General features: G+C 56.8%; 38 protein-coding genes. 6 read left to right on the forward strand and 32 right to left on the reverse strand.

Features of this window, described 5'->3' with window-relative positions; genetic code table 11:
• The 29 genes from rplQ to rpsJ all read right to left on the reverse strand — a co-directional run bounded on the left by rplQ (position 1) and on the right by rpsJ (position 14,602).
• Entirely contained in the window at positions 1-456 is a 456-nt protein-coding gene (gene rplQ / locus VEZ52_RS09180) for a 50S ribosomal protein L17 (RefSeq protein WP_192113617.1), read from the reverse strand.
• Positions 446-1,489, reverse strand: a complete 1,044-nt coding sequence (locus VEZ52_RS09185) for a DNA-directed RNA polymerase subunit alpha (protein ID WP_324836560.1) — start codon at positions 1,487-1,489, stop codon at positions 446-448. Before VEZ52_RS09185 ends, rplQ begins: the two co-directional genes overlap by 11 nt.
• 12 nt (positions 1,490-1,501) lie before the next feature.
• Entirely contained in the window at positions 1,502-2,128 is a 627-nt protein-coding gene (rpsD, locus tag VEZ52_RS09190; protein WP_022658171.1) for a 30S ribosomal protein S4, read from the reverse strand.
• 47 nt (positions 2,129-2,175) lie between these two features.
• Complete coding sequence (gene rpsK / locus VEZ52_RS09195) at positions 2,176-2,565, reverse strand: 30S ribosomal protein S11 (RefSeq protein WP_136399285.1); 390 nt, start codon at positions 2,563-2,565, stop codon at positions 2,176-2,178.
• 123 nt (positions 2,566-2,688) lie between these two features.
• Entirely contained in the window at positions 2,689-3,057 is a 369-nt protein-coding gene (rpsM, locus tag VEZ52_RS09200; RefSeq protein WP_022658169.1) for a 30S ribosomal protein S13, read from the reverse strand.
• A gap of 15 nt (positions 3,058-3,072) precedes the next feature.
• Positions 3,073-3,186, reverse strand: coding sequence for a 50S ribosomal protein L36 (gene rpmJ, locus VEZ52_RS09205; RefSeq protein WP_005027799.1), 114 nt, complete (start codon positions 3,184-3,186; stop codon positions 3,073-3,075).
• Positions 3,187-3,323: 137 nt separating this feature from the next.
• Complete coding sequence (map, locus tag VEZ52_RS09210; protein ID WP_324836561.1) at positions 3,324-4,118, reverse strand: type I methionyl aminopeptidase; 795 nt, start codon at positions 4,116-4,118, stop codon at positions 3,324-3,326.
• Between the two features lie 61 nt (positions 4,119-4,179).
• Complete coding sequence (gene secY, locus VEZ52_RS09215; RefSeq protein WP_324836562.1) at positions 4,180-5,493, reverse strand: preprotein translocase subunit SecY; 1,314 nt, start codon at positions 5,491-5,493, stop codon at positions 4,180-4,182.
• 121 nt (positions 5,494-5,614) lie between these two features.
• Entirely contained in the window at positions 5,615-6,079 is a 465-nt protein-coding gene (gene rplO, locus VEZ52_RS09220) for a 50S ribosomal protein L15 (protein ID WP_324836563.1), read from the reverse strand.
• Positions 6,080-6,096: 17 nt separating this feature from the next.
• Positions 6,097-6,273 (reverse strand): 50S ribosomal protein L30, encoded by a 177-nt coding sequence (gene rpmD / locus VEZ52_RS09225; RefSeq protein WP_022658164.1) that lies wholly within the window; start codon positions 6,271-6,273, stop codon positions 6,097-6,099.
• 2 nt (positions 6,274-6,275) lie between these two features.
• Positions 6,276-6,788, reverse strand: coding sequence for a 30S ribosomal protein S5 (rpsE, locus tag VEZ52_RS09230; RefSeq protein ID WP_022658163.1), 513 nt, complete (start codon positions 6,786-6,788; stop codon positions 6,276-6,278).
• Between the two features lies 1 nt (position 6,789).
• Entirely contained in the window at positions 6,790-7,149 is a 360-nt protein-coding gene (gene rplR / locus VEZ52_RS09235; protein WP_192113620.1) for a 50S ribosomal protein L18, read from the reverse strand.
• Between the two features lie 11 nt (positions 7,150-7,160).
• Complete coding sequence (gene rplF / locus VEZ52_RS09240) at positions 7,161-7,700, reverse strand: 50S ribosomal protein L6 (protein ID WP_022658161.1); 540 nt, start codon at positions 7,698-7,700, stop codon at positions 7,161-7,163.
• Between the two features lie 10 nt (positions 7,701-7,710).
• Positions 7,711-8,091, reverse strand: a complete 381-nt coding sequence (gene rpsH, locus VEZ52_RS09245) for a 30S ribosomal protein S8 (protein ID WP_022658160.1) — start codon at positions 8,089-8,091, stop codon at positions 7,711-7,713.
• 102 nt (positions 8,092-8,193) lie between these two features.
• Complete coding sequence (locus tag VEZ52_RS09250; RefSeq protein WP_012624307.1) at positions 8,194-8,379, reverse strand: type Z 30S ribosomal protein S14; 186 nt, start codon at positions 8,377-8,379, stop codon at positions 8,194-8,196.
• A gap of 10 nt (positions 8,380-8,389) precedes the next feature.
• Positions 8,390-8,929, reverse strand: a complete 540-nt coding sequence (gene rplE / locus VEZ52_RS09255; protein ID WP_022658159.1) for a 50S ribosomal protein L5 — start codon at positions 8,927-8,929, stop codon at positions 8,390-8,392.
• Between the two features lie 9 nt (positions 8,930-8,938).
• The gene (gene rplX / locus VEZ52_RS09260; protein ID WP_022658158.1) at positions 8,939-9,271 is read right to left on the reverse strand and encodes a 50S ribosomal protein L24; all 333 of its coding nucleotides are present in this window, start codon (positions 9,269-9,271) and stop codon (positions 8,939-8,941) included.
• A gap of 9 nt (positions 9,272-9,280) precedes the next feature.
• Positions 9,281-9,649 (reverse strand): 50S ribosomal protein L14, encoded by a 369-nt coding sequence (gene rplN, locus VEZ52_RS09265; protein WP_022658157.1) that lies wholly within the window; start codon positions 9,647-9,649, stop codon positions 9,281-9,283.
• Between the two features lie 9 nt (positions 9,650-9,658).
• Positions 9,659-9,922: a 30S ribosomal protein S17 gene (rpsQ, locus tag VEZ52_RS09270; protein WP_022658156.1), complete on the reverse strand. Its 264-nt coding sequence runs from the start codon at positions 9,920-9,922 to the stop codon at positions 9,659-9,661.
• 2 nt (positions 9,923-9,924) lie between these two features.
• A complete protein-coding gene (gene rpmC / locus VEZ52_RS09275) occupies positions 9,925-10,155 on the reverse strand; it encodes a 50S ribosomal protein L29 (protein WP_240824106.1) in 231 nt (76 codons plus the stop codon).
• The gene (gene rplP, locus VEZ52_RS09280; protein WP_022658154.1) at positions 10,156-10,569 is read right to left on the reverse strand and encodes a 50S ribosomal protein L16; all 414 of its coding nucleotides are present in this window, start codon (positions 10,567-10,569) and stop codon (positions 10,156-10,158) included.
• Complete coding sequence (gene rpsC, locus VEZ52_RS09285; RefSeq protein WP_022658153.1) at positions 10,569-11,210, reverse strand: 30S ribosomal protein S3; 642 nt, start codon at positions 11,208-11,210, stop codon at positions 10,569-10,571. Before rpsC ends, rplP begins: the two co-directional genes overlap by 1 nt.
• Before the next feature lie 3 nt (positions 11,211-11,213).
• Positions 11,214-11,552, reverse strand: coding sequence for a 50S ribosomal protein L22 (gene rplV, locus VEZ52_RS09290; protein ID WP_022658152.1), 339 nt, complete (start codon positions 11,550-11,552; stop codon positions 11,214-11,216).
• 9 nt (positions 11,553-11,561) lie between these two features.
• On the reverse strand, positions 11,562-11,846 hold the full coding sequence (gene rpsS, locus VEZ52_RS09295) for a 30S ribosomal protein S19 (RefSeq protein WP_022658151.1): 285 nt from the start codon (positions 11,844-11,846) through the stop codon (positions 11,562-11,564).
• Between the two features lie 9 nt (positions 11,847-11,855).
• Positions 11,856-12,704, reverse strand: a complete 849-nt coding sequence (gene rplB, locus VEZ52_RS09300) for a 50S ribosomal protein L2 (RefSeq protein WP_192113623.1) — start codon at positions 12,702-12,704, stop codon at positions 11,856-11,858.
• Between the two features lie 2 nt (positions 12,705-12,706).
• Positions 12,707-12,997, reverse strand: a complete 291-nt coding sequence (gene rplW / locus VEZ52_RS09305) for a 50S ribosomal protein L23 (RefSeq protein ID WP_192113624.1) — start codon at positions 12,995-12,997, stop codon at positions 12,707-12,709.
• A gap of 1 nt (position 12,998) precedes the next feature.
• Entirely contained in the window at positions 12,999-13,631 is a 633-nt protein-coding gene (gene rplD, locus VEZ52_RS09310) for a 50S ribosomal protein L4 (RefSeq protein ID WP_291446257.1), read from the reverse strand.
• A gap of 11 nt (positions 13,632-13,642) precedes the next feature.
• Entirely contained in the window at positions 13,643-14,272 is a 630-nt protein-coding gene (rplC, locus tag VEZ52_RS09315) for a 50S ribosomal protein L3 (protein WP_192113626.1), read from the reverse strand.
• Positions 14,273-14,284: 12 nt separating this feature from the next.
• Complete coding sequence (rpsJ, locus tag VEZ52_RS09320; RefSeq protein WP_022658146.1) at positions 14,285-14,602, reverse strand: 30S ribosomal protein S10; 318 nt, start codon at positions 14,600-14,602, stop codon at positions 14,285-14,287.
• A 420-nt stretch (positions 14,603-15,022) separates the two neighbouring features.
• Between rpsJ and VEZ52_RS09325 the strand changes: the two genes are divergently transcribed.
• The 3 genes from VEZ52_RS09325 to secA all read left to right on the forward strand — a co-directional run bounded on the left by VEZ52_RS09325 (position 15,023) and on the right by secA (position 19,688).
• Complete coding sequence (locus tag VEZ52_RS09325) at positions 15,023-15,331, forward strand: hypothetical protein (protein ID WP_324836564.1); 309 nt, start codon at positions 15,023-15,025, stop codon at positions 15,329-15,331.
• A 37-nt stretch (positions 15,332-15,368) separates the two neighbouring features.
• The gene (locus tag VEZ52_RS09330; protein WP_324836565.1) at positions 15,369-16,733 is read left to right on the forward strand and encodes a tetratricopeptide repeat protein; all 1,365 of its coding nucleotides are present in this window, start codon (positions 15,369-15,371) and stop codon (positions 16,731-16,733) included.
• Positions 16,734-17,108: 375 nt separating this feature from the next.
• Positions 17,109-19,688, forward strand: a complete 2,580-nt coding sequence (secA, locus tag VEZ52_RS09335; RefSeq protein ID WP_324836566.1) for a preprotein translocase subunit SecA — start codon at positions 17,109-17,111, stop codon at positions 19,686-19,688.
• A 138-nt stretch (positions 19,689-19,826) separates the two neighbouring features.
• Here secA and VEZ52_RS09340 read toward each other — a convergent pair whose 3' ends face one another.
• From VEZ52_RS09340 to VEZ52_RS09350, 3 genes are all read right to left on the reverse strand, one after another.
• Positions 19,827-20,150 (reverse strand): DMT family transporter, encoded by a 324-nt coding sequence (locus VEZ52_RS09340; protein ID WP_022658143.1) that lies wholly within the window; start codon positions 20,148-20,150, stop codon positions 19,827-19,829.
• 141 nt (positions 20,151-20,291) lie between these two features.
• Positions 20,292-21,701, reverse strand: a complete 1,410-nt coding sequence (locus VEZ52_RS09345) for a GNAT family N-acetyltransferase (protein ID WP_240824093.1) — start codon at positions 21,699-21,701, stop codon at positions 20,292-20,294.
• Between the two features lie 104 nt (positions 21,702-21,805).
• Entirely contained in the window at positions 21,806-22,666 is an 861-nt protein-coding gene (locus VEZ52_RS09350) for a PHP domain-containing protein (RefSeq protein WP_324836567.1), read from the reverse strand.
• Between the two features lie 113 nt (positions 22,667-22,779).
• Between VEZ52_RS09350 and VEZ52_RS09355 the strand changes: the two genes are divergently transcribed.
• The 3 genes from VEZ52_RS09355 to VEZ52_RS09365 are packed head-to-tail and all read left to right on the forward strand — an operon-like array spanning position 22,780 to position 24,332.
• Entirely contained in the window at positions 22,780-23,001 is a 222-nt protein-coding gene (locus tag VEZ52_RS09355; RefSeq protein ID WP_324836568.1) for a Trm112 family protein, read from the forward strand.
• The gene (gene yfcE, locus VEZ52_RS09360; RefSeq protein WP_324836569.1) at positions 23,001-23,561 is read left to right on the forward strand and encodes a phosphodiesterase; all 561 of its coding nucleotides are present in this window, start codon (positions 23,001-23,003) and stop codon (positions 23,559-23,561) included. The genes VEZ52_RS09355 and yfcE overlap by 1 nt, the downstream gene beginning before the upstream one ends.
• Positions 23,562-23,573: 12 nt before the next feature.
• Positions 23,574-24,332, forward strand: coding sequence for a Maf family nucleotide pyrophosphatase (locus VEZ52_RS09365; RefSeq protein WP_414649510.1), 759 nt, complete (start codon positions 23,574-23,576; stop codon positions 24,330-24,332).
• The last annotated feature ends 572 nt before the right edge of the window (positions 24,333-24,904 follow it).

Raw genomic sequence — 24,904 nt, forward strand, 5'->3', positions numbered from 1 at the left:
TTACGCTTCGGCGGTTTCTTCAGCCTTGGGCTTGCGGGTACGCTTGGGCTTGGCAGGCGCTTCTTCAGCGGCGGCTTCCGTAGCGGGAGCAGCTTCAAGAGCGCGAGAAAGCTCAATAATGGCCATGGGGGCGTTGTCGCCCTTACGGGGCATGGCCAGCTTAAGGATACGGGTGTAACCGCCGGGAACACCGGCGAAAACAGGACCGATCTCGTCAAAAAGGCGCTTAACCAAAGCGTGATCGTTCAACACACGGTAAGCCTGACGGCGAGCGTGCAGGTCGTTGCGCTTGGCAAGGGTGATCAGGGGTTCCACCACCCGGCGCAGCTCCTTGGCCTTAATTTCCGTGGTGCGGATTTTGCCGTGGATCAGCAGGGCCTTAGCGAGATTTTGCAACAGGGCCTTACGGTGCGCAGGCGTACGCGAGAGTTTCCTGCCGGAATTGCTATGCCTCATTTTGCTGCTTCCTTTTCCATTCCTGATATTTCTTGTCGAAGGAATCGACCTTCATGCCGAAGTCAAGGCCCATGTCCAAAAGAACACCCTTGATTTCATCCAACGACTTGCGACCAAAATTCTTGGTCTTGAGCATCTCGCCTTCCGAACGCTGCACCAGTTCACCCACAAGGGCAATATTGGCACCGCGCAGGCAGTTGGTGGCGCGCACCGACAATTCAAGATCGTCAATGCTCTTGTACAGATGCTCATTGATTTCGCCGCTCTCGCCGCTGCCGTGCCGCATGTCGCCAGACACGCGTTCATCAAAGTTGATGAACACAGAAATCTGGTCTTTGATGATCTTGGCACTGTAGGCAATGGCATCCTCGGGTGTGAGGGAGCCGTCGGTCCATACTTCCAGCAACAGGCGGTCATAGTTGGTCATCTGACCAACGCGCGCCTGTTCCACTGTGTAGGCCACCTTGCGCACAGGGGAGAAACTGGAATCCAGCTTGATAACGCCGATTTCCTCGTTCAGTCCCTCGTGCATGTCCGCAGGCACATAGCCCTTGCCCATGCGAGCCTCAAATTCCATCTCAAGCACGACATCCTCGGTGAGGGTGGCGATGTGCTGATCAGGGTTGAGCACTTCAACATGCTGGTTGCCCGAGATGTGTCCGGCTGTCACCGGGCCCTTCTGGTCAACGCGCAGAGTAATGCGCTGCGGTTCATCGGTGTCCATGCGCAGGCGAACCTGCTTGATGTTCAGGATGACATCAGTGATGTCTTCAAGAACACCGTGCACCGTGGTGAATTCATGCTGCACACCGATGATTTTCACCGACACGAAGGCCGCACCCTGAAGGGACGACAAAAGAACCCGGCGCATTGCATTGCCGATGGTGGTGCCGTAGCCCCGTTCCAGCGGTTCGCAAATGAATTTGCCATGCGTGATGCTGGCGGTTTCTTCTTCGCGCATGATCTGATCGGGCTTTACAAGCTCTGACCAGTTGCGTGCATTTATAAGGCGTTCGCCCTGTTTTATAAGCATGCGAACCCCCGCTTATTTCGAGTAAAGTTCGACAATCAGCTGCTCGTTGACGGGGAACTGGATATCGTCACGCTGCGGCAGCGCCTTGACAGAGCCTTTGAAAGCTGCGCCGTCGGCCTCAAGCCAGGCGGGGCAACCACGACGTGCAATGACTTCCTGAGCTTCTGCAAGCACAGGAATCTTGCGGTTCTTTTCGGGCACTTCAATGCTGTCACCCACGCGAACCTGCAAGGAAGGAATGTTCACCTTGCGGCCATTGAGGGTGAAAATGCCGTGCCGCACGAGCTGACGAGCCTGGTTGCGCGAGTTGGCAAAACCAAGGCGGTACACCACGTTGTCGAGGCGGCGTTCAAGAATAACGAGCAGGTTGGTACCAGTAACGCCCTTCTGCATTTCGGCCTTCTCGAAGTAGCCATGGAACTGGCGTTCGAGAATGCCATAAGCGCGGCGGGTCTTTTGCTTCTCACGCAGCTGCACTGCGTATTCGCTGACCTTTTTGCGCGCGCGGCCGTGCTGGCCGGGGGCATAAGGACGACGGTCGTATGCACACTTGTCAGTGAAGCAACGGTCGCCCTTCAGAAAAAGCTTGCAGCCTTCGCGACGGCACATGCGGCACTTGGCTTCAGTATATTTAGCCATCTATCTTTACCTCTTACGGTTTAGGCGCGGTTTACGCTAGGCGCAAACTAGACGCGGCGGCGCTTGGGCGGCCGGCAGCCATTGTGCGGAATGGGCGTAACGTCGCGGATGAACGCCACCTTGAAGCCGATAGCCGAAATAGCGCGCATGGCGGCTTCACGACCGGAACCGGGGCCTTTCACATAGATGCCCACAGTACGCATGCCGTTGTCCTGAGCCTTACGGGCGGCCGTTTCAGCGGCAACCTGCGCAGCAAAGGGGGTGGACTTACGCGAACCCTTAAAGCCGCTCTGGCCCGAGGAGGCCCAGGAGACAGCATTGCCGCGCGTATCCGTAAAAGTAATGATGGTGTTGTTGAACGAAGCCTGGATGTGGGCAATGCCCACCGGCACGTTCTTCTTTTCCTTTTTCTTGACCACTTTCTTGGGTCTGGCCATAACTAACCTCAAATTGGAAGCTTGTCAGATTCTTTTCCGCCAATGGCGAAAAAATCCGTTCGTCCTCACGGCAGCACTATTGCTGCATCCGCTTTACAAACTGCGACAAGCGCAGCCGCACCGCTACTTCTTCTTGCCTACGGCGCCGCGGCGGGGTCCCTTACGGGTGCGGGCATTGGTATGGGTACGCTGACCATGCACGGGCAAACCGCGACGGTGACGCAGACCACGGAAACAACCAATGTCCATAAGGCGCTTAATGTTGCTGGAGATTTCGCGACGCAGGTCGCCTTCCACCTTGTAGTTCTGTTCGAGTTCCTTACGGATCTCGTTAACTTCGTCAGCGGAGAGGTCGTCAATACTACGCTCCCAGTTAACGCCGGTGGTATCCAGAATTTTCATGGCCGTGGTACGGCCAATGCCATAAATGTAGGTGAGCGCAATGTCCACCCGTTTGCCGCGAGGCAAATCAACACCTGCTATTCTCGCCACAATTAGTCTCCTGCCCTAGCCCTGGCGCTGCTTGTGCCGGGGGTTTTCGCAGATAACTCGAAGCACTCCCTTGCGCCGGATAACCTTACACTTGGGGCATATTTTCTTGACGGAAGGTCTTACTTTCATACCTCATCTCCAATAAGAAACCATTGCATTGACCAAATAAAGATCCGGCTTGCGGCTTCGCCACGATAGAACAACAGGCCGCAGTCCTCAAAATTAAGGACGGGAACGGAAATCTTTATCCAGCTTTAACGCTGATGTCAACCTTCAATTGTGTGCCGGTTTAAACCGCGGTCCGAAATGCTGAGAATCTGGGGGCCATTTGGGGTTATGGCAACACTGTGTTCAAAGTGAGCGGCCCACAAACCGTCGCGAGTCACGGCGGTCCACTGATCGTCCAGAATGTCCACTTCGTAGGTGCCAACAGTTACCATGGGTTCAATGGCGATGACCATGCCGTTTTGCAAGGTCAACCCACGCATGCCCGGCCTGAAGTTCGGTACTTCGGGCTTTTCATGCATTTTCGCGCCCACGCCATGCCCAACAAAACGTCGCACAACGCTGAAACCGGCTGCCTCAACATAATCTTGAACAGCCGCTCCGATGTCATAGACATCATTGCCAGCCCGGGCCTGTTCAATGCCAACGTACAGGCTTTCTTCCGTTATCCGCATGAGCTTGCGGGCTTCATCGCTGACCTTGCCAACCGGAAAGGTACGAGCTGCATCGCCCACAAAACCTTCATACACAACGCCCATGTCGATGCTGACGATATCGCCTTCCTTAAGCAGCCGCGCAGAAGGAAAACCATGCACCACCTGCTCGTTGACCGAGCAGCACAGGGCGAAAGGATAACCGCAGTAGCCCAGAAACGCCGGCTTTACCTTATAGTCGGAGCACATGTCGCGCGCCAACTCTTCAAGACGCATGGTAGGCAGGCCCGGCTCCACCATATCGCCCACGGCATCCAGTATGTTGGCCACCATGCGGTTTGCTTCCCGCAGGCAGGCCACTTCCCTTTCATTCTTGATGAATGCGCCGTGATATTTTTTCATTATACAATCACCATCCGCGCTTGCGAAAGCGGAGGGCAAGCCAGAGGCCTGCCCCAACTTTCTAGAGCCTGCCGCTCTTCCGCGCCTTGGCCATGAGGCCCTGATACTGGCTGGAGATCATGTGTGATTCCACCTGATTCATGAAGTCCATGGCCACGCCCACAAGGATCAGCAAGCTCGTGCCGCCAAAATAGAAAGGCACGTTGAAGTTGCTGATGAGCAGCATGGGCAGCAGGCAGACTATTGAAATGTAGGTGGCCCCCGAAAGGGTCAGCCGCGAAAGCACCGTGTCCACATATTCCTGGGTTTTTTCACCAGGACGAATCCCGGGGATGAAACCACCGTTCTTCTTCAGGTTTTCAGCCATATCCTTGGGATCAAAAATGATGGCTGTGTAAAAATAGCAGAAGAAGAACATCAAGGCCACATACAGGACGTTGTAAGCAACGCCGTGCGGCGAGAAGAAATCGGCTGCCTGCTTCAGGTAATGATTGGTCGAGAACTGACCAATGGTCGCAGGGAACAGCAGGAGCGAGGATGCGAAAATAGGCGGAATAACGCCCGCCGTGTTCAGACGCAAAGGCAGGTGCGAGTTCTGACCACCGTACATTTTACGCCCGACCTGACGCTTGGCGTAACTGATGGGGATTCTTCTCTGCGAGCGTTCAACGAACACGATGGCTACCGTAACCGCAGCCATCAGGACCACGATAACAATTGCCATGAAAATGCTCATGTCGCCAGCCTGTATAAGAGCAACAGACTGGATAATGCCGCGGGGAATGCCCACCACGATACCGCAGAAAATGATCAGCGAGATACCGTTGCCGATACCACGCTCAGTGATCTGCTCGCCAAGCCACATGACCAGCACGGAACCAGCCGTAAAGGTAGCCATGGTCACAAGACGGAAATGCCAGCCGGGTGCCAGAACCACAGGCGCTCCAGCGGGGCTGGTCATATTTTCCAGACCAACGGCAATGCCGAGGCCCTGCACCAGGGTGATAAGCACTGTGAGGTAACGGGTGTACTGCGTAATTTTACGCCGTCCCGCCTGCCCTTCTTCCTTGGCCATGCGCTTGACGTCGGGGCTGACCACCTGCAAAAGCTGGATGATAATGCTTGCCGAAATGTAAGGCATGACGCCCAGAGCGAACACCGAGACGTTGGACAGGCCGCCGCCGGAAAACATGTCGAACAGGCTGAAAAGCGTGCCGGACATGCTTTGAAAAAACGACGCCAGCGCAGAAGCGTCAACGCCCGGAATGGGTACGTGAACGCCAATGCGGTAGCAGCACAAAATCAGGAAGGTCCAGCCGATGCGTTTGGTCAGCGAAGCCTGGCCTGCCATATTGTTTGCCGATCCTACTGCCATGAAACACTCGTTGCGTTTGTGCGCCTGTGGCGCAGTATGTGCGCAACGTCATTGCCCGCCTCGCGGCGGGCAATGACGCCAGTGAAAGCCGTGAGGCCGCGCTCACGCGCGGCCACCTGAATTATTCAGCGGCAGAAACCGCTTCCAGCTCAGTGACGTTCCCGCCGGCCTGGCGGATCTTATCCGCAGCAGCCTGGCTGAACTTGTGAGCCTCCACCGACAGAGCGCCTGAGACATCGCCGCGCGAAAGAATTTTCACGGGCGCGCCCATGCGGACAATACCGCGAGCGTACATGTCGTCAAGGGTGATGGTGGTTTTGCCCGGGAAGGCCGACACGAGAGCGTCAAGGTTGACGATGTCGTAGGTGACCTTGAAGGGGGCGTTTTTAAAGCCGTGCTTGGGCAAACGGCGTTGCAGGGGCATCTGGCCGCCTTCGAAACCGGGGCGGACACCGCCACCGGCGCGAGCGTTCTGCCCTTTGTGGCCCTTGCCCGCAGTGCAGCCCAGACCGGAGCCAGAGCCACGGCCCACGCGACGGCGGGTCTTACGCTCTTCCGGAAAAGGAAACAGATTGTGCAGTTGCATGGTATATCCTTTGGCCGTTACTCAACAACGGCAACCATATGCGGAACTTTGGCGATAATGCCCCGGATAGCCGGGGTATCCTTGAACGTCTTGACCATCTCGCGGCGCTTGAGGCCAAGGGAGTCCAGCAGCTTGCGCTGCGCAGGCGTGGAGCCGATGCGCGAACGCACGAGTTTTACCTTGATTTCTGCCATGGTTACTTCCTCGGGGCTTCCAGCTTCTTGCCGCGCAGAGCCGAAACATCTTCGGCGCTGCGCAGGGAAACGAGGCCCTGCATGGTGGCACGAAGCACGTTGTGCGGATTGTTGGTACCAATGGCCTTAGCGAGGACGTCGCGGATGCCTACGGCTTCCATGACGGCGCGCACGGCACCGCCGGCAATGATGCCGGTACCTTCGGAGGCGGGCTTCAGCATGACGCGACCGGCGCCGAAACGACCGAGCACTTCATAAGGAAGGGTGCCTTCAACCAGGGCAACCTGGACGCGGTTCTTACGAGCGCGTTCAGTGGCTTTGCGCAGTGCTTCAGGCACTTCCTGGGCCTTGCCCAGACCGAAGCCCACGCCGCCCTTGCCATCGCCCACAACAACGAGGGCGCTGAAGCTGAAACGGCGACCGCCCTTGACGACCTTGGCCACGCGGTTGAGGGAAACGATCTTTTCGATTTCGCCCAACTCGTTCTGCTGAGTTTCAGTATTTTCCTGACGCATATTAGAACTCCAAGCCGCCTTCGCGGGCGCCGTCGGCTACGGCCTTGACGCGACCGTGATAAATGTACCCGTTGCGATCGAATACCACCTGATTGATATTCTTCTCCTTGGCCATCCGGGCAATTTCCTTGCCCACCATCTCGGCGCCGCTCTTGTTGCAGTGCATGCCGGCTTCGGTCTTGGAAAGCGTAAGGGTAGAGGCGGCAGCCAGGGTCACGCCGTCCAGATCGTTGATGATCTGGGCGTAGATGTGCAGGTTGGACCTGAACACAACCAGACGCGGGCGCTCGAAGGTGCCGTTGACTTTCTTGCGGATACGGATCTTGCGGCGCTGCCGGGATTCGTTCTTGCTGTATTTCATGACGCGCCCCCCTACTTCTTGCCGCCGGACTTACCAACCTTGCGGCGGATAGTCTCGGTAACGTACTTGATGCCCTTGCCCTTGTAGGGTTCAGGCTTACGAATGCGGCGAATCTTGGCGGCCATTTCGCCCACAAGTTCCTTGTCGATGCCTGAGAGGGTCAGAACCTGACCTTCAACCACGGCCTTGATGCCGTCGGGCAGTTCAACGAGCACAGGGTGGGAATAGCCCACAGAAAGCTCGATAATGTTGCCCTTGACCGCCACGCGGTAACCGACGCCGATAACTTCCAGGCCCTTGGAGAAGCCCTTGGTAACGCCTTCAATGCAGTTGGCAAGAAGGGTGCGGCGCAGGCCGTGCTGCGAACGGCTCTGGCGGGTATCTTCTATACGGCCAAGGGTCACGTGACCATCGGCCTGCTCGTAAGTGAGCAGAGAGCAGACAGGGGTGCTCAGCGAGCCCTTGGGCCCTTTAACTTCCACAACATCCGTTCCGATCTTGACTTCAACGCCATTGGGAACGGCAACGGGCAGTCTACCTATTCTCGACATGGTGCACCGCCTACCAGATTTCGCACAGAAGTTCGCCGCCCACCTTCTTCTCATGGGCGGTCATGCCGTCCAGCACGCCGCTGGACGTGGACAAAATGCAGATGCCGAGGCCGTTCTGCACCCTGGGGATGTTATGCGCGCCAACATAAACCCGGCGACCGGGCGTGCTCACACGCTTCAGCCCGCTGATGACGGGCTTTCCCTTCTGGTACTTAAGGGTAATAACAATGTTTTTTTCGGCCACGGCCACGTCTTCGACGTAACCTTCCTGCTTGAGGATGGCGGCTAAAGATTCCTTCATCTTCGAGCTCGGCACATTTACTTCCTTGTGCAGGGCCAAATGCGCGTTGCGGATGCGGGTGAGCATATCCGCAATGGGATCTGTCAACATCGAATGCTCCTGAGAGTTTGGGGGCGGGGTTGACGGCACTATGCCGCCACTTCCCGCTGGCGCGCAGGGCGCGCCTCCCGGGCGTTTACACGCCCGGAAATTTTACCAGCTCGACTTGCGCACGCCGGGCAGTTCACCACGAAGGGCCATGTTGCGGAAGCAGATACGGCAGATGCCGAACTGGCGCAGGAAAGCCCTGGGGCGACCGCAAAGCGGGCAGCGATTGTAGGCGCGGGCGCTGAACTTAGGCTTGCGCTTGGCCTTTACTTCCAGAGAAGTACGGGACATGGCTTAACTCCTACTTGCGGAACGGCATGCCAAGCTGGTCGAGAAGGAACTTGCCTTCTTTGTCCGTGGCCGCCGTGGTGACGATGGTGATGTTCATGCCCTTGGGGTTTTCAACACGGTCAGCTTCCAGTTCGGGGAAGATGGTGTGTTCTTTGATACCCAGGGTGAAATTGCCGCGTCCATCGAAACCGCGGTCAGGGATACCACGGAAGTCACGCACTCGGGGCAAGGCAAAGTTCATAAGCTTGTCCAGAAAGTCCCACATGCGTTCCTTGCGCAGGGTGACGCGCACACCGATAGGCATGCCTTCGCGCAGCTTAAATGCGGCGATGGACTTTTTAGCACGGGTAACAACAGCTTTCTGACCAGCAATCGCGGTAAGTTCCGCCATGGCTTCTTCCATCAGCTTGTTGTTCGAGCTAGCGGCGCCAAGGCCGATGTTCAGAGAGATCTTTTCGATACCGGGCAGTTGCATCGAAGAGGAGTAACTGAACTCCTTCTGCAGTACCGGAACCACCTTCTCTCTATATATCTTTTCAAGGCGTGTCATCGTATCACCTTATTCCATTACTTCGTTGCACTTTTTGCAGAAGCGCACTTTCTTTTCCTTGCCCTCGGACTCGATGGTCTTGTAACCCACTCGAGTGGCCTTGCCGCAGGCAGAGCAGACAACCATAAGGTTGGACACGTGGATAGGCATTTCCTTTTCCACGATACCGCCAGGCTGCTGGGCATAGGGGTTGGGGCGCATGTGGCGCTTGACCATGTTGGTCTTTTCCACAAGCACGCGATCCTTCTTGCGCAGGATCTTCAGCACCTTGCCGATTTTGCCCGCGTCCTTGCCGGCGATTACCATCACCTTGTCGTCCTTGCGGATGCGATACATTTTCATGACGGTCTCCTACAGCACTTCCGGGGCCAGCGAAATAATTTTCATAAAGTTCTGGGCGCGCAGCTCACGGGCCACGGGGCCAAAGATACGCGTACCCACCGGCTCACCCTGGTTGGAGAGCAGCACAGCGGCGTTGCCGTCGAACTTGATGTAGCTGCCGTCCATGCGACGCACTTCTTTAGCGGTACGCACGATAACAGCCTTCATAACATCGCCCTTCTTAACCTTGCTGTGGGGCATTGCTTCCTTAACGGAAACCACGATAATGTCGCCCACCGAGGCGTAGCGGCGGTGTGAACCGCCCAGCACCTTGATGCAGGCAACCTTTTTGGCGCCGGAATTATCGGCCACCTGAAGCGTCGATTCTACCTGGATCATGGTACTACCCTACACGGCTTTTTCAATGATGGAGACCAGATGCCAGCGCTTGTTGCGCGAAAGCGGACGGAACTCCACAATTTTAACCTTGTCGCCCATACCGCATTCGTTCATGGGATCATGAGCCGTGAACTTCTTGCGGCGCCTCACATACTTCTTAAGCAGAGGATGCTTGACCAGGGTCTCGACGCGCACGACAATGGTCTTGTCGTTCTTGTCGCTCACCACAATGCCGGTCAGCATTCTGCCCTTGCGATCTTCCAGAGCTTGCATGTTCAGGCCCTCTGTTCCTTTTCGTTCAATACGGTCTCGATGCGCGCCACCTGCTTACGCATGACTTTCAGTTCGGAAGTCTTTTCAAGCTGCGCAGCGGCATGCTTGAAGCGGGCACTCATCAGTTCCTGGCGCTGCTCGGTAAGAGCCGTGCGCAGTTCTTCCACGCTCATGGAGCGCAGATCCTGTGCGGCGGGCCGGGCGGCGGTTTCGGTCTTTTTCTTGGCAGCCATTTAGATGCCCTCCCTCACCACAATGATGGTCTTAACGGGCAGCTTGTGAGCGGCGCGGGTCAGCGCCTCACGCGCGAGGTCAAGGCTCACGCCCTTGATTTCATACAGCACGCGGCCGGGCTTGACCGGAGCGCACCAACCCACGGGCGCGCCCTTACCGGAACCCTGACGGGTTTCCAGAGGCTTGGCCGTGACGGGGCGGTCGGGGAACACACGGATCCACACTTTGCCGCCACGCTTGATGTGACGCATCATGGCGATACGAGCAGCTTCAATCTGCTGGCTGGAAAGCTGGCCATGCTGCACGGTTTTAAGGCCGATATCACCAAACGCAATGGTGGCGCCGCGGGTGGCCAGGCCACGCAGGCGGCCTTTCTGCCACTTGCGGAATTTAACTCTTTTGGGCGCAAGCATTACTGATCAACCTCTTTGTCAAGGATTTCACCCTTATAGATCCACACCTTGACACCGATGATGCCGTAGGTGGTGTGCGCTTCGGCAAAACCGTAGTCAATGTCGGCACGCAGAGTCTGCAAGGGCACTCGGCCATCGCGGTACCATTCGGTACGGGCGATTTCTGCACCAGCCAGACGTCCGGCGCAGGTTACCTTGATGCCTTCGCCGCCAAACTTGCGGGCCATGGACACGGTACGCTTCATGGCGCGCCGGAAGGCCACGCGGCGCTCGAGCTGCTGGGCGATGTTCTCGGCCACCAGCTGGGCGTCCACTTCGGGGCGACGAATTTCGTTCACTTCAAGAGAGAACTCGCGGCCGAACTTCTGACGAAGATCGTTGCGAAGCTTTTCGATTTCCACACCCTTGCGGCCGATAACAATACCGGGGCGAGCGGTGGAAAGGATAAGCCGTACCTTGCCGCCGGCACGTTCGATCTCGATCTTGGAAACCCCGGCATGAAACAGGAGCTTCTTCACGAACGCGCGGATTTTGCTGTCTTCATAGACAAAGGCAGGGTAGTCCTTCTTGCTGAACCAGCGGGACTGCCAATTCTTGTTATACCCAAGCCGGAACCCGAACGGATGTACTTTCTGACCCATAGCCTATTCCTGCCCTTCTGCGAGTATAACGGTGATGTGGCTGGTGCGCTTGTGAATCTTGGTCGCCCGGCCTTGGGCCCGGGGCATAAAGCGCTTCCAGGTGGGGCCTTCGTTCACCACGATTTCCTTCACCACCATGGCATCCACATCAACGCCGCCCAGCTGCGAGGCATTGGCCAACGCGCTCTTGAGCACGCCGAAAAGCACGCCAGCGGGCTTGTTGGGCGTGAAGCGCAGAAGGTTCATAGCCTCCTCCACTCCAAGACCCTGCACGTTCTTGGCCACAAGACGGGTCTTGCGCGGCGAAACGCGCTGGAATTTTGCAATAGCTTTAGATTCCATATGCCTACCCTACTTCTTGCCGGCCTTGGCCTTTTTGTCGGCGGCATGCCCATGGAAGGTACGAGTGGGCGAGAATTCACCCAGCTTGTGGCCAACCATGTTTTCGGTAACGAACACCGGCACGAACTTCTTGCCATTGTGCACCGCAAAGGTCAGTCCCACCATTTCGGGCAGGATGGTCGAGCGGCGCGACCAGGTCTTGACTACACGGCGGTCGCTGTTCGCCACGGTGCTGTCGACCTTTTTCATCAGATGGCCGTCAACAAACGGCCCTTTTTTCAACGATCTCGGCATGAGCTACTCCTACTTCTGGCCGCGGCGTTTGATGATCAGCCGGGAAGAGGCCTTCTTCTTGTCGCGGGTCTTGTAACCCTTGGCAGGCATACCCCAAGGCGACACAGGATGACGGCCACCAGAGCTTCTGCCTTCGCCACCGCCCAGGGGGTGGTCGATGGGGTTCATGGCAACGCCGCGAACCTTGGGACGACGACCCAGCCAGCGGTTGCGGCCAGCTTTGCCCAGAGAGATGGTTTCGTGATGCACGTTGCCGACCTGGCCCACGGTAGCCACGCAGGTAGCAAGCACCTTGCGCACTTCGCCCGAGGGCAGACGCAGCAGGGCGTAGTTGCCTTCTTTGGCGACCAGCTGGGCGTAGGTACCGGCGGCGCGGCACATCTGACCGCCCTTGCCGGGGTAAAGCTCAATGTTGTGCACAACGGTACCCACAGGGATGCGGGCCATCTGCAAAGCATTGCCGGGTTTGATGTCGGCCACGACGCCATTGCGCTCGTTGATGCCGGACATGATCTTGTCACCCTGCTTCAAGCCAACCGGAGCGAGGATGTAGCGCTTTTCGCCGTCCGAATAGTGCAGCAGCGCGATACGGGCGGTACGGTTGGGATCGTATTCAATGTGCGCAACAGTGGCTTCAACGCCGGTCTTGTCGCGCTTGAAATCGATGATGCGGTACAGACGCTTGACGCCACCACCGCGACGGCGGCTGGTGACTCGACCCAGATTGTTGCGACCGGCCTTTTTGGTGAGGCCTTCAGTGAGCGACTTCTCAGGGCGCGTCCGGGTGATTTCCTCAAAGTCGGAAACCGTCTGGAAGCGACGCCCCGCGGAGGTCGGTTTCAGCTTGCGGACAGCCATGATTACACTCCCTCGAAGAACTCAATTTTATCGCCCTGGCGCAGCGTAACATACGCTTTCTTCCAGCCGGGCTTACGACCAACAACGCGACCCTGGCGCTCCCTGTTCATGGGGGCGCGGCGCACTACGTTGACGGCTTCCACTTTAACATCAAAAGCCTTTTCCACGGCCTGCTTGATTTCAAGCTTGTTGGCCAGGGTGTGGACCATAAAGGCAACCTGCTGGGCTTCGTCCTTGATCAAGGTCGTCTTTTCGGTCAGCAGGGGCTTGAGCAGAACAGAAGTGGTTTCCATCTTACGCCCCCTTCTTTGCGAAACGCGCCTGAACAGGTTCGATGGCGCCTTCAAGCAGAACGAGCTGCTTGTGCTTGAGGATTTCAAGCACGCTCAGGCGATCGACAGTGGTCATGGTGAGGCCCGGAATATTGCGAGCGGAACGAACCAGCGCGCTGTCTTCTGCGGGCGCCACGATGAGAGCCTTGGAAAGGCCCAGCGTGTCGGCAACCTTGGCGAAATGCTTGGTCTTGGCTTCGGGCAGTTCAATACCCTTGACCACCATCAGGGTCGCGGCAGCCAGGCGGCTCGACAGGGCCATCTTCATGGCCAGGGCGCGCACCTTGCTGTTAACCTTGAAGCTGTAATCGCGGGGGCTGGGTCCGAAGATAACGGCACCACCGCGCCAAATGGGCGAACGGTTGGAGCCGGAACGGGCGCGGCCCGTACCCTTCTGCTTCCAGGGCTTAACACCGCCGCCGGAAACCAGCGCGCGGGTCTTTGCCATATGCGTGCCGGCGCGTTTGGCCGCCATCTGGGCGCGCGCCACGAGATTGAGGATTTCGGGCCTCACCTCGATTTCGAACACGTCGGAAGCCAGCGTGATTTCGCCGCTTTCCTGCTTGTTCTGGTCATATACTTTCACGGTAGCCATTGCTGCTTCCTCTACTGCTTGCGGATCAGCACCAGCCCGTTCTTGGGGCCGGGCACGGAACCTTTGACCAGAATGACGTTGTCCTCAGGACGCACATCAACGATGGTCAGGCCCATTTCCGTAACGGTTTCATTGCCCCAATGGCCCGCCATTTTCCGACCCTTAAAAACATGGCCAGGAAAGGTGTTGTTACCAATGGAACCATTGTTGCGGTGCACCTTTTCGCAGCCGTGGGTATCTTTGGAACCGGCGAAATTCCAGCGGCGCATGCGCCCCTGGTAGCCTTTACCCATGCTTGTGCCGGTCACCTTGACCGTATCGCCTGCGGCGAAAATTTCAACGGTCAGTTCCTGACCCAGCTCCTGCTCCGGCGCACCCGCAAGGCGGATTTCGCGCAGATGGCGGAAAAGACCCTTGCCAGCCTTGGCGAAGTGTCCCTGCATAGCCTTGGTGCTGTGCTTTTCCTTAGCGGGGGTCAGCGCGATCTGAACGGCGTTGTAGCCGTCCGTCTCCGCAGTTTTGACCTGGGTGACGGGGCACGGACCGGCCTCAATCACCGTGACAGGCACGGCAGCGCCAGCGCCGTCAAATATGCGGGTCATACCAAGTTTGCGACCCAAAATTCCCATTTTCTCAGCCATGACTGCCTCTCGCTAGAGCTTGATTTCCACGTCCACACCGGCGGGCAACGAAAGCTTGCCCAGCGCGTCGACGGTCTGCTGCGTGGGTTCCAGGATATCCATGAGCCGCTTGTGAATGCGCATTTCAAACTGCTCACGGGACTTTTTGTCCACATGCACGGAACGCTGCACGGTGTACTTGTGAATGTTGGTGGGCAGGGGAATTGGTCCCGCCACACCGGCACCGGTATTGCGCGCCGTATCCACGATTTCCGCAACGGCTTTATCCAGAATGCGGTAATCGTAGGCTTTGAGCTTGATCCGAATGCGATCGCTGCTAACTGTCGTCATTGTGCCTACTCCGTTTGCAAAAACATCCCGCGCGGCCCTTTGGGCTACGAGCGCGGGCTCCTTCACAGCATACGCGGGCCATGAAGCATGGCCCGAAGGGCCGACCTCACCCTGGCAAGGAACGGAAAAACGGAGCAACGTAAGGGGTTGCGCTAATGCGCGCATCACGCCTGAAATTTCAGGAAGAATTCGGAAGATTGGACGCCTGAACGCGCCTGCATCATCCGCGTGATGCTCCCCAGCGTCGCCCAGGCTAAGCCACTCCATAGAAAGAGCGGCTAAGCGGTCCCGCAGGGTCACCAAATGGGGGCTATCCCCCTACCTTACAGCCCCGGGTCACGCGCGGCCTGGGGGCTGCGGTGGGATCCGTCTTTGGGCTGGAACGGCTCGACATTGTCCGGCATTCGGTAACGCCTGCACATGTCAAAACCCTCCGCAACCTTACTGTGGTCGCTTTGGGTGCATCAGGATGGGCTCAACCCACCCTTCCCTGCCGTCCAGGGAACGCCGATAAAAATTGCTTCTTATCGCGCGGAGATTTTTTCTATCCAAGTTCCCTTTGAACGTCAAGCCATTTTTGCATTATTTTTATCACGTCATCCAGGTTTTTTGCCGCGCCAATCTTACTTCTTGACGCTTGCCCCTGCAAAAACTAAAAGAGCCGCACCCCTCCGGCAATTTGCCAAGATGACGCTTTTTTGTCGCACGATCTTCACCATTTTGCGCTAACTTGTCATCTTAGCTGTCGATATTTTCAGGAGATCCCATGTCCATGATTGATGCCACTAACAGGGCAAAGCTCAATTCCTACCAAGGTACTGTCATAAATTACATTACTAAAGAGAATGGACATATTCTGGCCGTGAGCGATGACCAGGCTTTTTGCACACAATTGCGCCTAACCCTTGCCAAAGAGATGGGGCTTACGGCGCAAAGCATATTCACCGCTGTTGCCGACCCCCGCATGATGCTGCGAGAGCTGCGCGACATTCTGGCCCGGCACCCTGCACCTCTTATTTTTATGGAACGCAGTATAGGCGGACAGGATTTGAGCTTTCTTGTGGGCCAGATCAAACAGGCCTTCGCCGCGCTTAAGATTATTGTGCTCACGAGCGATGTGCAACGCGACCGCCTCATGCTGCTTCACGAGGTCGGTGCGGACAATTTTATTGCCAAGCCTGTTTCCGCCAATACGCTCATTGAAAAAATGGCTTTTACCCTCAAGCCGCAGAGCAAGCTTGGGCAGGTCATTGACGTTGCCAAGAGGCTGTTGGCGCAAAAAAAATACGACATGGCTTTGACAGCCTGCCAGAAAGTTTTGCAGCTCAAGCCGGGCAGCGCTGCGGCTTTTCTGCTTATGGGCGATATTTTTCGCGCCACCCAGCAATACGACAAAGCCCGTATTGCCTATGAGTCAGCCGCCAAATCTGCCGATCTTTACCTCGCTCCGCTTCAGCGCCTTGCTGAAATGTACGCGGAAATTGGCGATGTGCCCCAGCAGGTGCGCTATCTCGAGAAACTGGATTCGATCTCGCCTCTTAACGTGAACCGCAAGGTCAGCTTGGGTGAGGCCCATCTAGCCAACGGCGATGTGGAAAAGGCCGAGGCTTTTTTTGAAAAAGCCGTAGTTCAGATGAACCGGGAAGCAGCCGATGGCCTCAGCGCGCTTTCAAGCCGTATTGCCGGCATTTATGGCGAACGCGACCCGGAAAAGGCAGAAAAATTTCTGCGCAGCAGTCTTGAAGCCAAGGGCAAACGGCTTGGGCGGGAAGATTTGGCCCTGTTCAACCAGCTGGGCATCAGCCTGCGCAGGCAGGGTCGCTGGCAGGACGCCATTACGGAATACAAACGCGCCCTCAAAATCGCCCCTGATGATCCAACGCTCTATTATAATGTAGGCATGGCCTTTGCCGAAGGCGCGGATTTTATTCAGGCCAAGGCAAATCTGGTAAAGGCTCTGGACCTGGAACCGGAAATGGTCAAGAGCAGCGCCTCCATCGCCTGCAACTTTGGAGCGGTCTTTCTTCAGTCGGGCGACCGTGACAGGTCGGTGCAGTTTTTTCAGTTGGCCCTTGCCCTCAAGCCCGGCATGAAACTTGCCCTTCAAGGATTGGAGCGCGCAAGAAAATGATTTTGTGAGGCTGCCTGCTGGCACGGGCATGGGCGCACCTGCACCTTCCCCCCTATTCTCTGACCAATAATATTTTTGCCGCGTCACATTGCCAACCTCAATATTATGACTTATTTTTAAGAGATGCCGTGTTTTGTCCCTTTGGGATAAGGCACTGCGCATGCAGCACATTCCGCAGCGCACCCAACATTGGTGTTTGCGCAGCGCAAGCGACCGACCATTGTGCTAGACAGATCATATCTAAAATGTTTGTCTGCACAGCGCGGATACTGAAAAAACGCGCCACGGTTGCCTTTCCGTTACGGACGCGACAGTAGGGATACTTAGGCGGTAAGCGAGCATTTCAAAGTGAAAATGCTCTAGTAAGGAGACTTCATGTTTGGTTTTCTTTTCAAAAAAATCTTCGGCAGCACCAACGACCGCTACTTGCGCAAGCTTCACCCCATGGTGCAGCGCATTAATGCGTTCGAGCCTGAAATGCAGCAACTGACCGATGCCGATTTTCCTGTACGCATAGCGCAATACCGACAGGAAGTGCAGGACGGCACCAGGACTCTGGACGCTCTGCTGCCCGAAGTTTTTGCTCTGGTGCGCGAGGCTTCAAGCCGCAGACTGGGCATGCGTCACTATGACGTGCAGCTCATCGGCGGCATGGTGCTGCACAAGGGCAAGATAGCCGAAATGAAGACCGGTGAAGGCAAAACCCTTGTGGCGACCCTGCCCGTGGTGCTCAATGCCCTGTCCGGCAAGGGCGTGCATGTGGTCACGGTCAATGACTACCTCGCCAAGCGCGACTCGGCCTGGATGGGCCAGCTGTATGAATTCCTAGGCCTGAGCACAGGCGTTATCGTGCATGGTCTTGACGATGAAGAACGCAAGGCCGAATACGCCAAGGACATCACCTACGGCACCAACAATGAATTCGGCTTCGACTACCTGCGCGACAACATGAAGTTCTACGCCAACCAGCTTGTGCAGCGCGGGCACAATTTTGCCATTGTGGACGAAGTGGACTCCATCCTCATCGACGAAGCCAGAACGCCGCTGATCATTTCCGGTGCTTCCGATGAATCGGTGGGCATGTACCGCACGGTGGACGATATTGTCCGTCAGCTCACCCCCGAGCACTACACGGTGGACGAAAAAGTCCGCTCAGCCATGCTCACCGATGAAGGCGTGGCCCGGTGCGAAGAGCTGCTCAAGCTGGACAACCTTTTTGACCCCGCCAACATCACGGCCCAACACCATGTGATGCAGTCGCTCAAGGCGCATCAGCTTTTCAAGCGCGATGTGGATTACATTGTTCAGGAAGATCAGGTAATCATTGTTGACGAATTTACAGGCCGCCTTATGGCTGGCCGCCGCTACTCAGATGGCCTGCATCAGGCGCTGGAAGCCAAGGAACACGTCACCATCGCCGCTGAAAACCAGACGCTTGCCTCCATCACCTTCCAGAACTACTTCCGCCTGTACGACAAACTTTCGGGCATGACCGGCACTGCGGATACCGAAGCGGTGGAATTCCACCAGATATACAGCCTCGAAGTTATCTCCATTCCGCCCAACAGGCCCATGGTTCGCAAGGATTATCCTGACCTTATCTACCGTTCGCGGCAGGAAAAGTTTGACGCCATTGTTGAAGCCATTGCCGAACTGCACAAAAAAGAGCAGCCCGTGCTTGTGGGCACAATTTCCATTGAAACGTCCGAAATGCTTTCCCATCGCCTGAGCAAGCTCGGCATCCCCCACAGCGTGCTCAATGCCAAGCAGCACGAGAAAGAAGCCGAGATCGTGGCGCTGGCCGGCCAGAAAGGCCGCGTCACCATTGCCACCAACATGGCTGGCCGTGGTACGGACATCATGCTGGGCGAGGGCGTCGTGGATCTGGGCGGCCTGCACATTCTTGGTACTGAACGCCACGAAAGCCGCCGCATCGACAACCAGCTGCGTGGCCGCTCGGGCCGTCAGGGCGACCCCGGCTCTTCGCGCTTCTACCTTTCGCTCGAAGACGACCTCATGCGCCTCTTTGGCTCTGACCGCATCAAGGGCCTCATGGAAAAGCTGGGGCTGCGCGATGGCGAGGCCATTGAAAACGCCATGGTTACCCGTGCTGTGGAAGGCGCTCAAAAGCGTGTGGAAGCCCACCACTTTGAAATACGCAAAACACTGCTTGATTATGACAACGTCATGAACCAGCAGCGCGAGGTTATCTACACCTTGCGCCGCGAACTCATGGTTGAGGAAGACCTTGGGCCTGTTTTGCAGGAATTCATGAGCGATGTACTGGATGACGTGTACAGCCCGCTGGAATCCCTGCCTGTGGACGGCCAGGACGAAGCCCGCGCCGCAGCTCTGGCGCGTCTGCGCGATGTCTTCAACCTCGACAGAGTGCTTGAAGAAGGTGCGCGCCTGCCCGAGCGCGAAGAAACCGAGGTCATGGCACAGGGCATTCTTGACAAGCTCAAGGCGGAAACCGGCCCCACCTATGCCGACATTCTTCGTTACTTTCTGCTGGAAGAGCTTGACCGCTGCTGGAAAGAACATTTGCGCAACATGGACGCCCTGCGCGATGGCATAGGCTTGCGCGGCTACGGACAGCGCGACCCCAAGCTGGAATACAAGCGAGAAGGCTTTGAAATGTTCCAGGCCATGCTGTTCCAGATCCGTGAAAGCGTGTTCCGCGCCCTTACGCGCATCCGTGTACAGATTGAGCCTATCCCCGCCGAGCCTGAACAGCAGGAAGTGGAAGCCCCGGTCGAAGAGCCGCAGCATTCCCCCGTGTCGCGGGAATATCGCCATAAGGAGAGCAACTCGCAGCTTTCTTACTCCAGCGGCGGCAGCATTTCGGAAGACCCCAAAAAGCCCGCCAAGGCCGCGCCTCGTATTGGGCGCAATGACCTTTGCCCCTGCGGCAGCGGCAAAAAGTACAAAAAATGCTGCGGGCAGGATAAATAGCCAAGTAATTGCATTAGATCGCTATACCAAGAGACACAAAAGGCGGGGACAACCCCGCCTTTTTATGTTCCATGCTCTGTGCGTACGCAGCAACAATGCTTCAGCGCGCCGATCATGCGGCGCGGCAGGCAAAACGTCCTATGCCTGGGATGAAAAAAACTTTGTCCCTACGCTGCCGATGATAATAAGGGCGATGAAAAACAGCTGGGGCAGCGAAACCTTGTCGCCGAAAAAAAGCGCCCCGCCCAGAACCACGCCCACAGTGCCTGCGCCTGTCCAGAGGGCATAGGTCATCCCCGCCGGGAGCCCGCGCATGGCCAGCGCCAGCAGGCCCATATTCACAAAGCTCAGCACAATGGGCACTGCCGCGGCCTGCCAGTTGCCCAGCGAAGAAGCCCACTTGAGGCTGAGCGCCCACAAAATCTCGGTCACCACGGCCAAACTCAATGCAAACCATGCCATATCCAATACTCCTTTGCGTGGGCTCGGATAAAAAGGCACGGCCTGCGGAAACCCAAAAGAACAGAACAATGCATCCACGGAACGGCGTACAACTGCCATCTGTCCACAGATGTGTCAACCTGCGAGCCCTGCTCCCGAAAATCAGAAATAATCCGAAAAATACGGCTTGTCCGGCGGGATCAGCGTCTCCAGCGTTTTCAGCAGATGATAGTCCATGTCGATGCGGTCATTGTTGTACAGATAGGTGGGGCGCTTGTAGCCCATCAGCATTGTTGTGAGCGTCTTGATATCCAGCGAAAGGCGATGGCCTGTGCTCCAGGTGTTTACCTTTTCGCAAAAAGTACGCCCGTCGCGCCAGCTCACATGGAAGATGCCGTTGTTCCACGGGGCCATGACATCGCTCACTTCCAGTTCAAGAGTCAGCTTTGGGTCTTCAAACTGGAAGGAGTACAGCTCAATAAAACGCTGCACATCCACAATGCGGGCCATGGCGTAAGGTTGAATGCTCTCGTCAATTTCACTGTCTTCAAACTGGAAGGCAATGGGCTCGCCAGTGTAGTTGGCACCTTCCACCTTGGTAATCATGGAAAAATGGGCGCTGATGTAGTTCCAGATGCCGTACTTGGCCTCCTGGTTCAGGTAGACCATTTCCTTGATGCTGAAAACCTCGTTCTCTATGTAGTAGATAACATAGCCCAGAGGCTTGCCGTCGGCGCTGTAGTATACCGCCGCCATGACGTCGTCCGAATCCCAGCGCCAGTACTCCTCCCACTCCAGCTTGCCGCGAATAAGCGCGCCGTGTTCCTGAAGGGCAAAATACTTGTAAACGCGGTGCAGGTCTTCGCACTCGATGTCCACGCGCTCGATCTGCCCGTCCACGGGGTGGCGCTTGGGCAACTGGGTGTCCTTGATGGCAAAGGTCATCTTGTCCGAAACAATTTCCCAGCCGTGCTTGCGGTACAGGGGGATGGAATAGGGGCAGAGGTAGGAAACAATCTGCTGCTGCGAGCGCATGTATTCTAGGCTTTTGCCAATGAGCGAATGGATCAGCCCCCGCCCCGTGTATTCGGGATAGGTAGCCACGCCGGTGATGCCGCCCATTTTGCAGATTTCGCCCTGGATGTTCACTTCCATCGGGTAGATGACGATCTGCGAGGCAAGGTGCCCCTTGTAGAACCAGCCCATGACGTGCGATGCCTCAAATATGGGCATCTTGGACTGCTTCATCTCCATGTCGGACCAACCGATACGGGCCATTTCAGATGTGCTGACCTGAAAGGCGTAGCGCAGCAGGGCCTCAAATTCCTCAAAATCTTCTTCGCCAAGCTGGCGCAGTTCAAAGGCTTCTGTGCCTACGTCCTTACCCGAAGGGGCTTCTCTGTGGGGGGCGGCGGTGCCCTGCGCGGCTGACCCGCGCTCGGGTCGGGCAACAGGAACAAGTGGCGCGCCATCGTGTTCGTCAGGGGGCACCCCTGCGCCACGAAAAGGATGCGGCTCCAGCCGTGGCCCCTCAAGAGGGGGAAGATGTTGCTGTTTATGAAGAATACGCATGCAATGCCTTCCAGATAAGTGTGGAAAAACCGCTGTACATCGGGTGGCCCGATTGCGCAAGCGGTTTGACTTGGCCGCCGCAAGCGGGGCGATGGGGGGGACGGTCAGATATGGAGGCCGGCAGCGTCCCGGCGTTCTTTCAAGCCCTCAAGCACAGCCGAGCTGACGCGCAAGCCCCCGTAGCCCTGGCCCAGACGGATAGTGGGCTTGTTTGATCCGTGATAGTCCGATCCGCCGGAAACGCCAAGATCAAAACGCTTGGCCAGGGCCAGGCAGGTGCGTACATCGGCTTCGGAGTGTTCACTATGGTAGGCTTCAATGGCGCTGAGCCCGTATTCCTTGAGGCGGGCCACCATGGAGTCCAGCCATCCTGAAGGGGCCTTCCAGAGCAGCGGATGCGCCAGGCATACCGTTGCCCCCATGGAGGCAAGCAACCGAACGCTTTCATCAGGTTCCAGCACGGTTTTGGGCAGATACGCCTTGCCCCGGCTGCCCAAAAATTCTTTAAAAACCTGCCGGGGATCCTTGGCAAAGCCCTTGCGCAGCATCACGGCAGCGATGTGTGGTCGCCCCACGCTCTCGCCTTTGGCCGCCGCCAGCACTTCTTCCATGCTGATGTCGTAGCCGAGATCCTGCAACTTTTTTACTATGCCCACATTGCGCTCTGCCCGCATTTCGCGCAGCCAGCGCAGTTTTTCCAGCAAAGGCTGGGGATTTTCCGGTAGCCACAGGCCAAGAATGTGCAGTTCGCCCAGTTCCGTGCCTGTCGAAATTTCGCAGCCGCGCACAACCTCAATACCAAGCTCGCGCCCGGTCTGCTGCCCCTCGTCAAGGCCAGACAGGGTGTCGTGGTCAGTAATTGCCACTGCGGCAAGGCCTGCTGCATGTGCCTTGCCCACAAGCTGGGCCGGAGTATCAGTACCGTCAGAAGCTGTGGAATGCGTGTGCAGATCGATGAATTTCATGCTATCTTTCATGGGATAATTATTATACCGCAAAATGACAATATGGGGCAAGCCTTGAACTGGAAGACGCTTGGAGATAGAATACCCCCTCACGATTAACAGAAGGATTCTTTATGCCAATGGAAACCCGCGAGTTACTGCAAATTCTGGCTTGCCCCAAATGCCTGGGCAACCTTGTGGCGCTGGAAGACAACGGTTCAGTCGCCGCCTTTGCCTGCAAGGCCTGCGGCGTGGTCTATCCTGTACGCGACAATATTCCCATCATGCTTGTGGAAGAAGCTATTCCTCTTGAAGACTGGAACAAGGAACACCCTGCGGCCAAGGAATGCGCCTGATGCGTCTGCTTGTTGCCTCCGACCTGCACGGGTCTGTTGAAAGTCTGCTTTTTTTGCTGGAAAAAGCGCGAGAGCTTACCCCTGACGCACTGGTGCTGCTGGGCGATCTGGTTTACCACGGCCCGCGCAATCCTCTGCCGCAAGGCTATGACACCCGTTCAGTGCTGCAAACCATGCCCGATCTTTCGGCCTTGCCCTGCCCGGTGGTGGCAGTGCGCGGCAACTGCGATGCCGAGGTTGATCTGTGCCTTTTGCCCTTTGCAGTCACAGAGTCCACCTGGATTGAAGCAGACGGCTTGAGCATTTTTGCCAGCCACGGGCACCATCTGCCCGAGCGCCCGCCCTGCCCCGGCATCAAGCCAGGAACAATTCTCTTGCGCGGGCATACCCACGTGCCGCGCGGCGAAACCATTGATGGCCTGCACTTCTGGAACCCCGGTTCCCTTTCCCTGCCCAAGAGCGGCTCGCCCCGCACCTACGGCCTTATAGAAAACGGCGTCTTTTGCGTGCTGGACATGCAGGGCGGCGAAATATTGCGCCACGCTCCCGCACCGCGCTGATCAGGCTTTACCATGTCCTACAATATTGCCCCGTGCCCGGCCCCTGCCGATTCGTCCTCATTTTTGCGCCCGCTGTTCCGCATGGCCTCAGGCCTTGAACTGCTCCTGGCCTCTGCCTCGCCCCGCAGGCGGCAGTTTTTAAACGAATGGGGAATCCCCTTCCGATTGGCTCTCACCAGTGCTGACGAACCACGCCCGGAACAGGGCGAATCCCCGGAGGCGTATACCCGGCGCGCTGCTACTGCCAAGGCCTTGGCATCAGGCCATGCCGTTCGCCAGCAAGGCGCTGCCAGCCAGGAATTACGGCCGGTGATTCTGGCCGCAGATACCGTCGTGGCTGTGGATGGCGATATTCTTGGCAAACCGGAAAACCCGGCCCATGCCTTGCGCATGCTGGAACGCCTCAATGGTCGCGGGCATGAAGTTATCAGCGCCGTGTGCCTGCTGCTGCCTGCCGATGCAGCCTTTGCCCCCGCGCAAGCAGCAGGGCCTGCTGGCCCCAATGTGGACGAATGCTGTGTCGATTCGTTTCGCATGCTGTCATTCAGCGACACCAGCCGTGTTTTCCTCCACCACTGGCCGCAGCCTGTACTGCAAGCCTACCTGGACACCGGGGAGCCGCACGACAAGGCGGGCGCATATGCCATTCAGGGGCAGGGAGCCGTGCTGGTTGAGCGCGTTGACGGTTCGTGGAGCACAGTGGTGGGTCTGCCCGTCACACAACTTGCCCAGGTCATGCTGGACAGAGGCCTCATGCTGCCCTGCGCCTGACAGATATTCCCTTTTCACCATGGCACAGCTGCCTATGGCTGTGTCATGGCTGTCTTCCCTTCCAGAACTGCCCCGCAATCAGTCCCCGTGCCCCAAACACGTTCAGGGAAACATGCGCCCATGCTTTCGCTGAATCCGCCCCGCGCTGCCGAAAGATTTTCTGCTGCGCCTCTGCTCTTGTTCATATTCATTTTTTCCACTGCGCACCGGATTACCGCAACCATCCGGTGATGGTTTCAGTTTGCCTCAGCCCATCCGTTTTAATTGGCGGAGCCCTTTTTTTGCCCTTTCCGCAACAGCGCTGGAAAAAATAAAAAAAATGAAAAAAAGTTTGCCGCCAATTGTGAATTATTTCTTCAATTGGTATGGCGTTCCAATCCGCATAGACTGGTATCCTAGGTTGCCTTTTATGCCATTTTGTGAAAATATGCACAGGCATGACTGAAAGATCAATCAATTCCGGGCTCTTGACGCCTCTCTAAAATATTTTTAGTGCTGTACCATGGAATTATTTCACCTCTAGAAATTCTATGCAACACACAGGAGGGAGGATTTAATCATGTCCCAGGAAA

Origin of the sequence: Desulfovibrio sp. (genome assembly GCF_035644575.1) — a bacterium.
Lineage (GTDB): Bacteria > Desulfobacterota > Desulfovibrionia > Desulfovibrionales > Desulfovibrionaceae > Desulfovibrio.

Excerpts from the sequence above, each read along its gene's own strand:
- VEZ52_RS09325 (WP_324836564.1), top strand. The coding sequence starts at position 15,023 with ATGTCAAAACCCTCCGCAACCTTACTGTGGTCGCTTTGGGTGCATCAG.
- VEZ52_RS09365 (WP_414649510.1), top strand. The coding sequence starts at position 23,574 with ATGTCCTACAATATTGCCCCGTGCCCGGCCCCTGCCGATTCGTCCTCA.
- yfcE (WP_324836569.1), top strand. The coding sequence starts at position 23,001 with ATGCGTCTGCTTGTTGCCTCCGACCTGCACGGGTCTGTTGAAAGTCTG.
- VEZ52_RS09350 (WP_324836567.1), bottom strand. The coding sequence starts at position 22,666 with ATGAAATTCATCGATCTGCACACGCATTCCACAGCTTCTGACGGTACT.
- rplP (WP_022658154.1), bottom strand. The coding sequence starts at position 10,569 with ATGCTTGCGCCCAAAAGAGTTAAATTCCGCAAGTGGCAGAAAGGCCGC.
- VEZ52_RS09330 (WP_324836565.1), top strand. The coding sequence starts at position 15,369 with ATGTCCATGATTGATGCCACTAACAGGGCAAAGCTCAATTCCTACCAA.
- rplC (WP_192113626.1), bottom strand. The coding sequence starts at position 14,272 with ATGGCTGAGAAAATGGGAATTTTGGGTCGCAAACTTGGTATGACCCGC.
- rpsD (WP_022658171.1), bottom strand. The coding sequence starts at position 2,128 with ATGGCTAAATATACTGAAGCCAAGTGCCGCATGTGCCGTCGCGAAGGC.
- secY (WP_324836562.1), bottom strand. The coding sequence starts at position 5,493 with ATGGCAGTAGGATCGGCAAACAATATGGCAGGCCAGGCTTCGCTGACC.
- rpmJ (WP_005027799.1), bottom strand. The coding sequence starts at position 3,186 with ATGAAAGTAAGACCTTCCGTCAAGAAAATATGCCCCAAGTGTAAGGTT.
- rpsQ (WP_022658156.1), bottom strand. The coding sequence starts at position 9,922 with ATGCAAGCTCTGGAAGATCGCAAGGGCAGAATGCTGACCGGCATTGTG.
- rpsC (WP_022658153.1), bottom strand. The coding sequence starts at position 11,210 with ATGGGTCAGAAAGTACATCCGTTCGGGTTCCGGCTTGGGTATAACAAG.
- VEZ52_RS09340 (WP_022658143.1), bottom strand. The coding sequence starts at position 20,150 with ATGGCATGGTTTGCATTGAGTTTGGCCGTGGTGACCGAGATTTTGTGG.
- rplF (WP_022658161.1), bottom strand. The coding sequence starts at position 7,700 with ATGTCGAGAATAGGTAGACTGCCCGTTGCCGTTCCCAATGGCGTTGAA.
- rpsJ (WP_022658146.1), bottom strand. The coding sequence starts at position 14,602 with ATGACGACAGTTAGCAGCGATCGCATTCGGATCAAGCTCAAAGCCTAC.
- rpmD (WP_022658164.1), bottom strand. The coding sequence starts at position 6,273 with ATGGCAGAAATCAAGGTAAAACTCGTGCGTTCGCGCATCGGCTCCACG.
- rplN (WP_022658157.1), bottom strand. The coding sequence starts at position 9,649 with ATGATCCAGGTAGAATCGACGCTTCAGGTGGCCGATAATTCCGGCGCC.
- rpmC (WP_240824106.1), bottom strand. The coding sequence starts at position 10,155 with ATGGCTGCCAAGAAAAAGACCGAAACCGCCGCCCGGCCCGCCGCACAG.
- map (WP_324836561.1), bottom strand. The coding sequence starts at position 4,118 with ATGAAAAAATATCACGGCGCATTCATCAAGAATGAAAGGGAAGTGGCC.
- VEZ52_RS09250 (WP_012624307.1), bottom strand. The coding sequence starts at position 8,379 with ATGTCCCGTACTTCTCTGGAAGTAAAGGCCAAGCGCAAGCCTAAGTTC.
- rplQ (WP_192113617.1), bottom strand. The coding sequence starts at position 456 with ATGAGGCATAGCAATTCCGGCAGGAAACTCTCGCGTACGCCTGCGCAC.
- rplB (WP_192113623.1), bottom strand. The coding sequence starts at position 12,704 with ATGGCTGTCCGCAAGCTGAAACCGACCTCCGCGGGGCGTCGCTTCCAG.
- rpsK (WP_136399285.1), bottom strand. The coding sequence starts at position 2,565 with ATGGCCAGACCCAAGAAAGTGGTCAAGAAAAAGGAAAAGAAGAACGTG.
- rpsH (WP_022658160.1), bottom strand. The coding sequence starts at position 8,091 with ATGTTGACAGATCCCATTGCGGATATGCTCACCCGCATCCGCAACGCG.
- rplW (WP_192113624.1), bottom strand. The coding sequence starts at position 12,997 with ATGGAAACCACTTCTGTTCTGCTCAAGCCCCTGCTGACCGAAAAGACG.
- secA (WP_324836566.1), top strand. The coding sequence starts at position 17,109 with ATGTTTGGTTTTCTTTTCAAAAAAATCTTCGGCAGCACCAACGACCGC.
- rplV (WP_022658152.1), bottom strand. The coding sequence starts at position 11,552 with ATGGAATCTAAAGCTATTGCAAAATTCCAGCGCGTTTCGCCGCGCAAG.
- VEZ52_RS09345 (WP_240824093.1), bottom strand. The coding sequence starts at position 21,701 with ATGCGTATTCTTCATAAACAGCAACATCTTCCCCCTCTTGAGGGGCCA.
- rplD (WP_291446257.1), bottom strand. The coding sequence starts at position 13,631 with ATGGCTACCGTGAAAGTATATGACCAGAACAAGCAGGAAAGCGGCGAA.
- rpsS (WP_022658151.1), bottom strand. The coding sequence starts at position 11,846 with ATGCCGAGATCGTTGAAAAAAGGGCCGTTTGTTGACGGCCATCTGATG.
- VEZ52_RS09185 (WP_324836560.1), bottom strand. The coding sequence starts at position 1,489 with ATGCTTATAAAACAGGGCGAACGCCTTATAAATGCACGCAACTGGTCA.
- rplE (WP_022658159.1), bottom strand. The coding sequence starts at position 8,929 with ATGACACGCCTTGAAAAGATATATAGAGAGAAGGTGGTTCCGGTACTG.
- rplR (WP_192113620.1), bottom strand. The coding sequence starts at position 7,149 with ATGAAATACAGCAAGAACGAATCCCGGCAGCGCCGCAAGATCCGTATC.
- rplO (WP_324836563.1), bottom strand. The coding sequence starts at position 6,079 with ATGCAACTGCACAATCTGTTTCCTTTTCCGGAAGAGCGTAAGACCCGC.
- rplX (WP_022658158.1), bottom strand. The coding sequence starts at position 9,271 with ATGAAAATGTATCGCATCCGCAAGGACGACAAGGTGATGGTAATCGCC.
- rpsE (WP_022658163.1), bottom strand. The coding sequence starts at position 6,788 with ATGCGTCAGGAAAATACTGAAACTCAGCAGAACGAGTTGGGCGAAATC.
- VEZ52_RS09355 (WP_324836568.1), top strand. The coding sequence starts at position 22,780 with ATGCCAATGGAAACCCGCGAGTTACTGCAAATTCTGGCTTGCCCCAAA.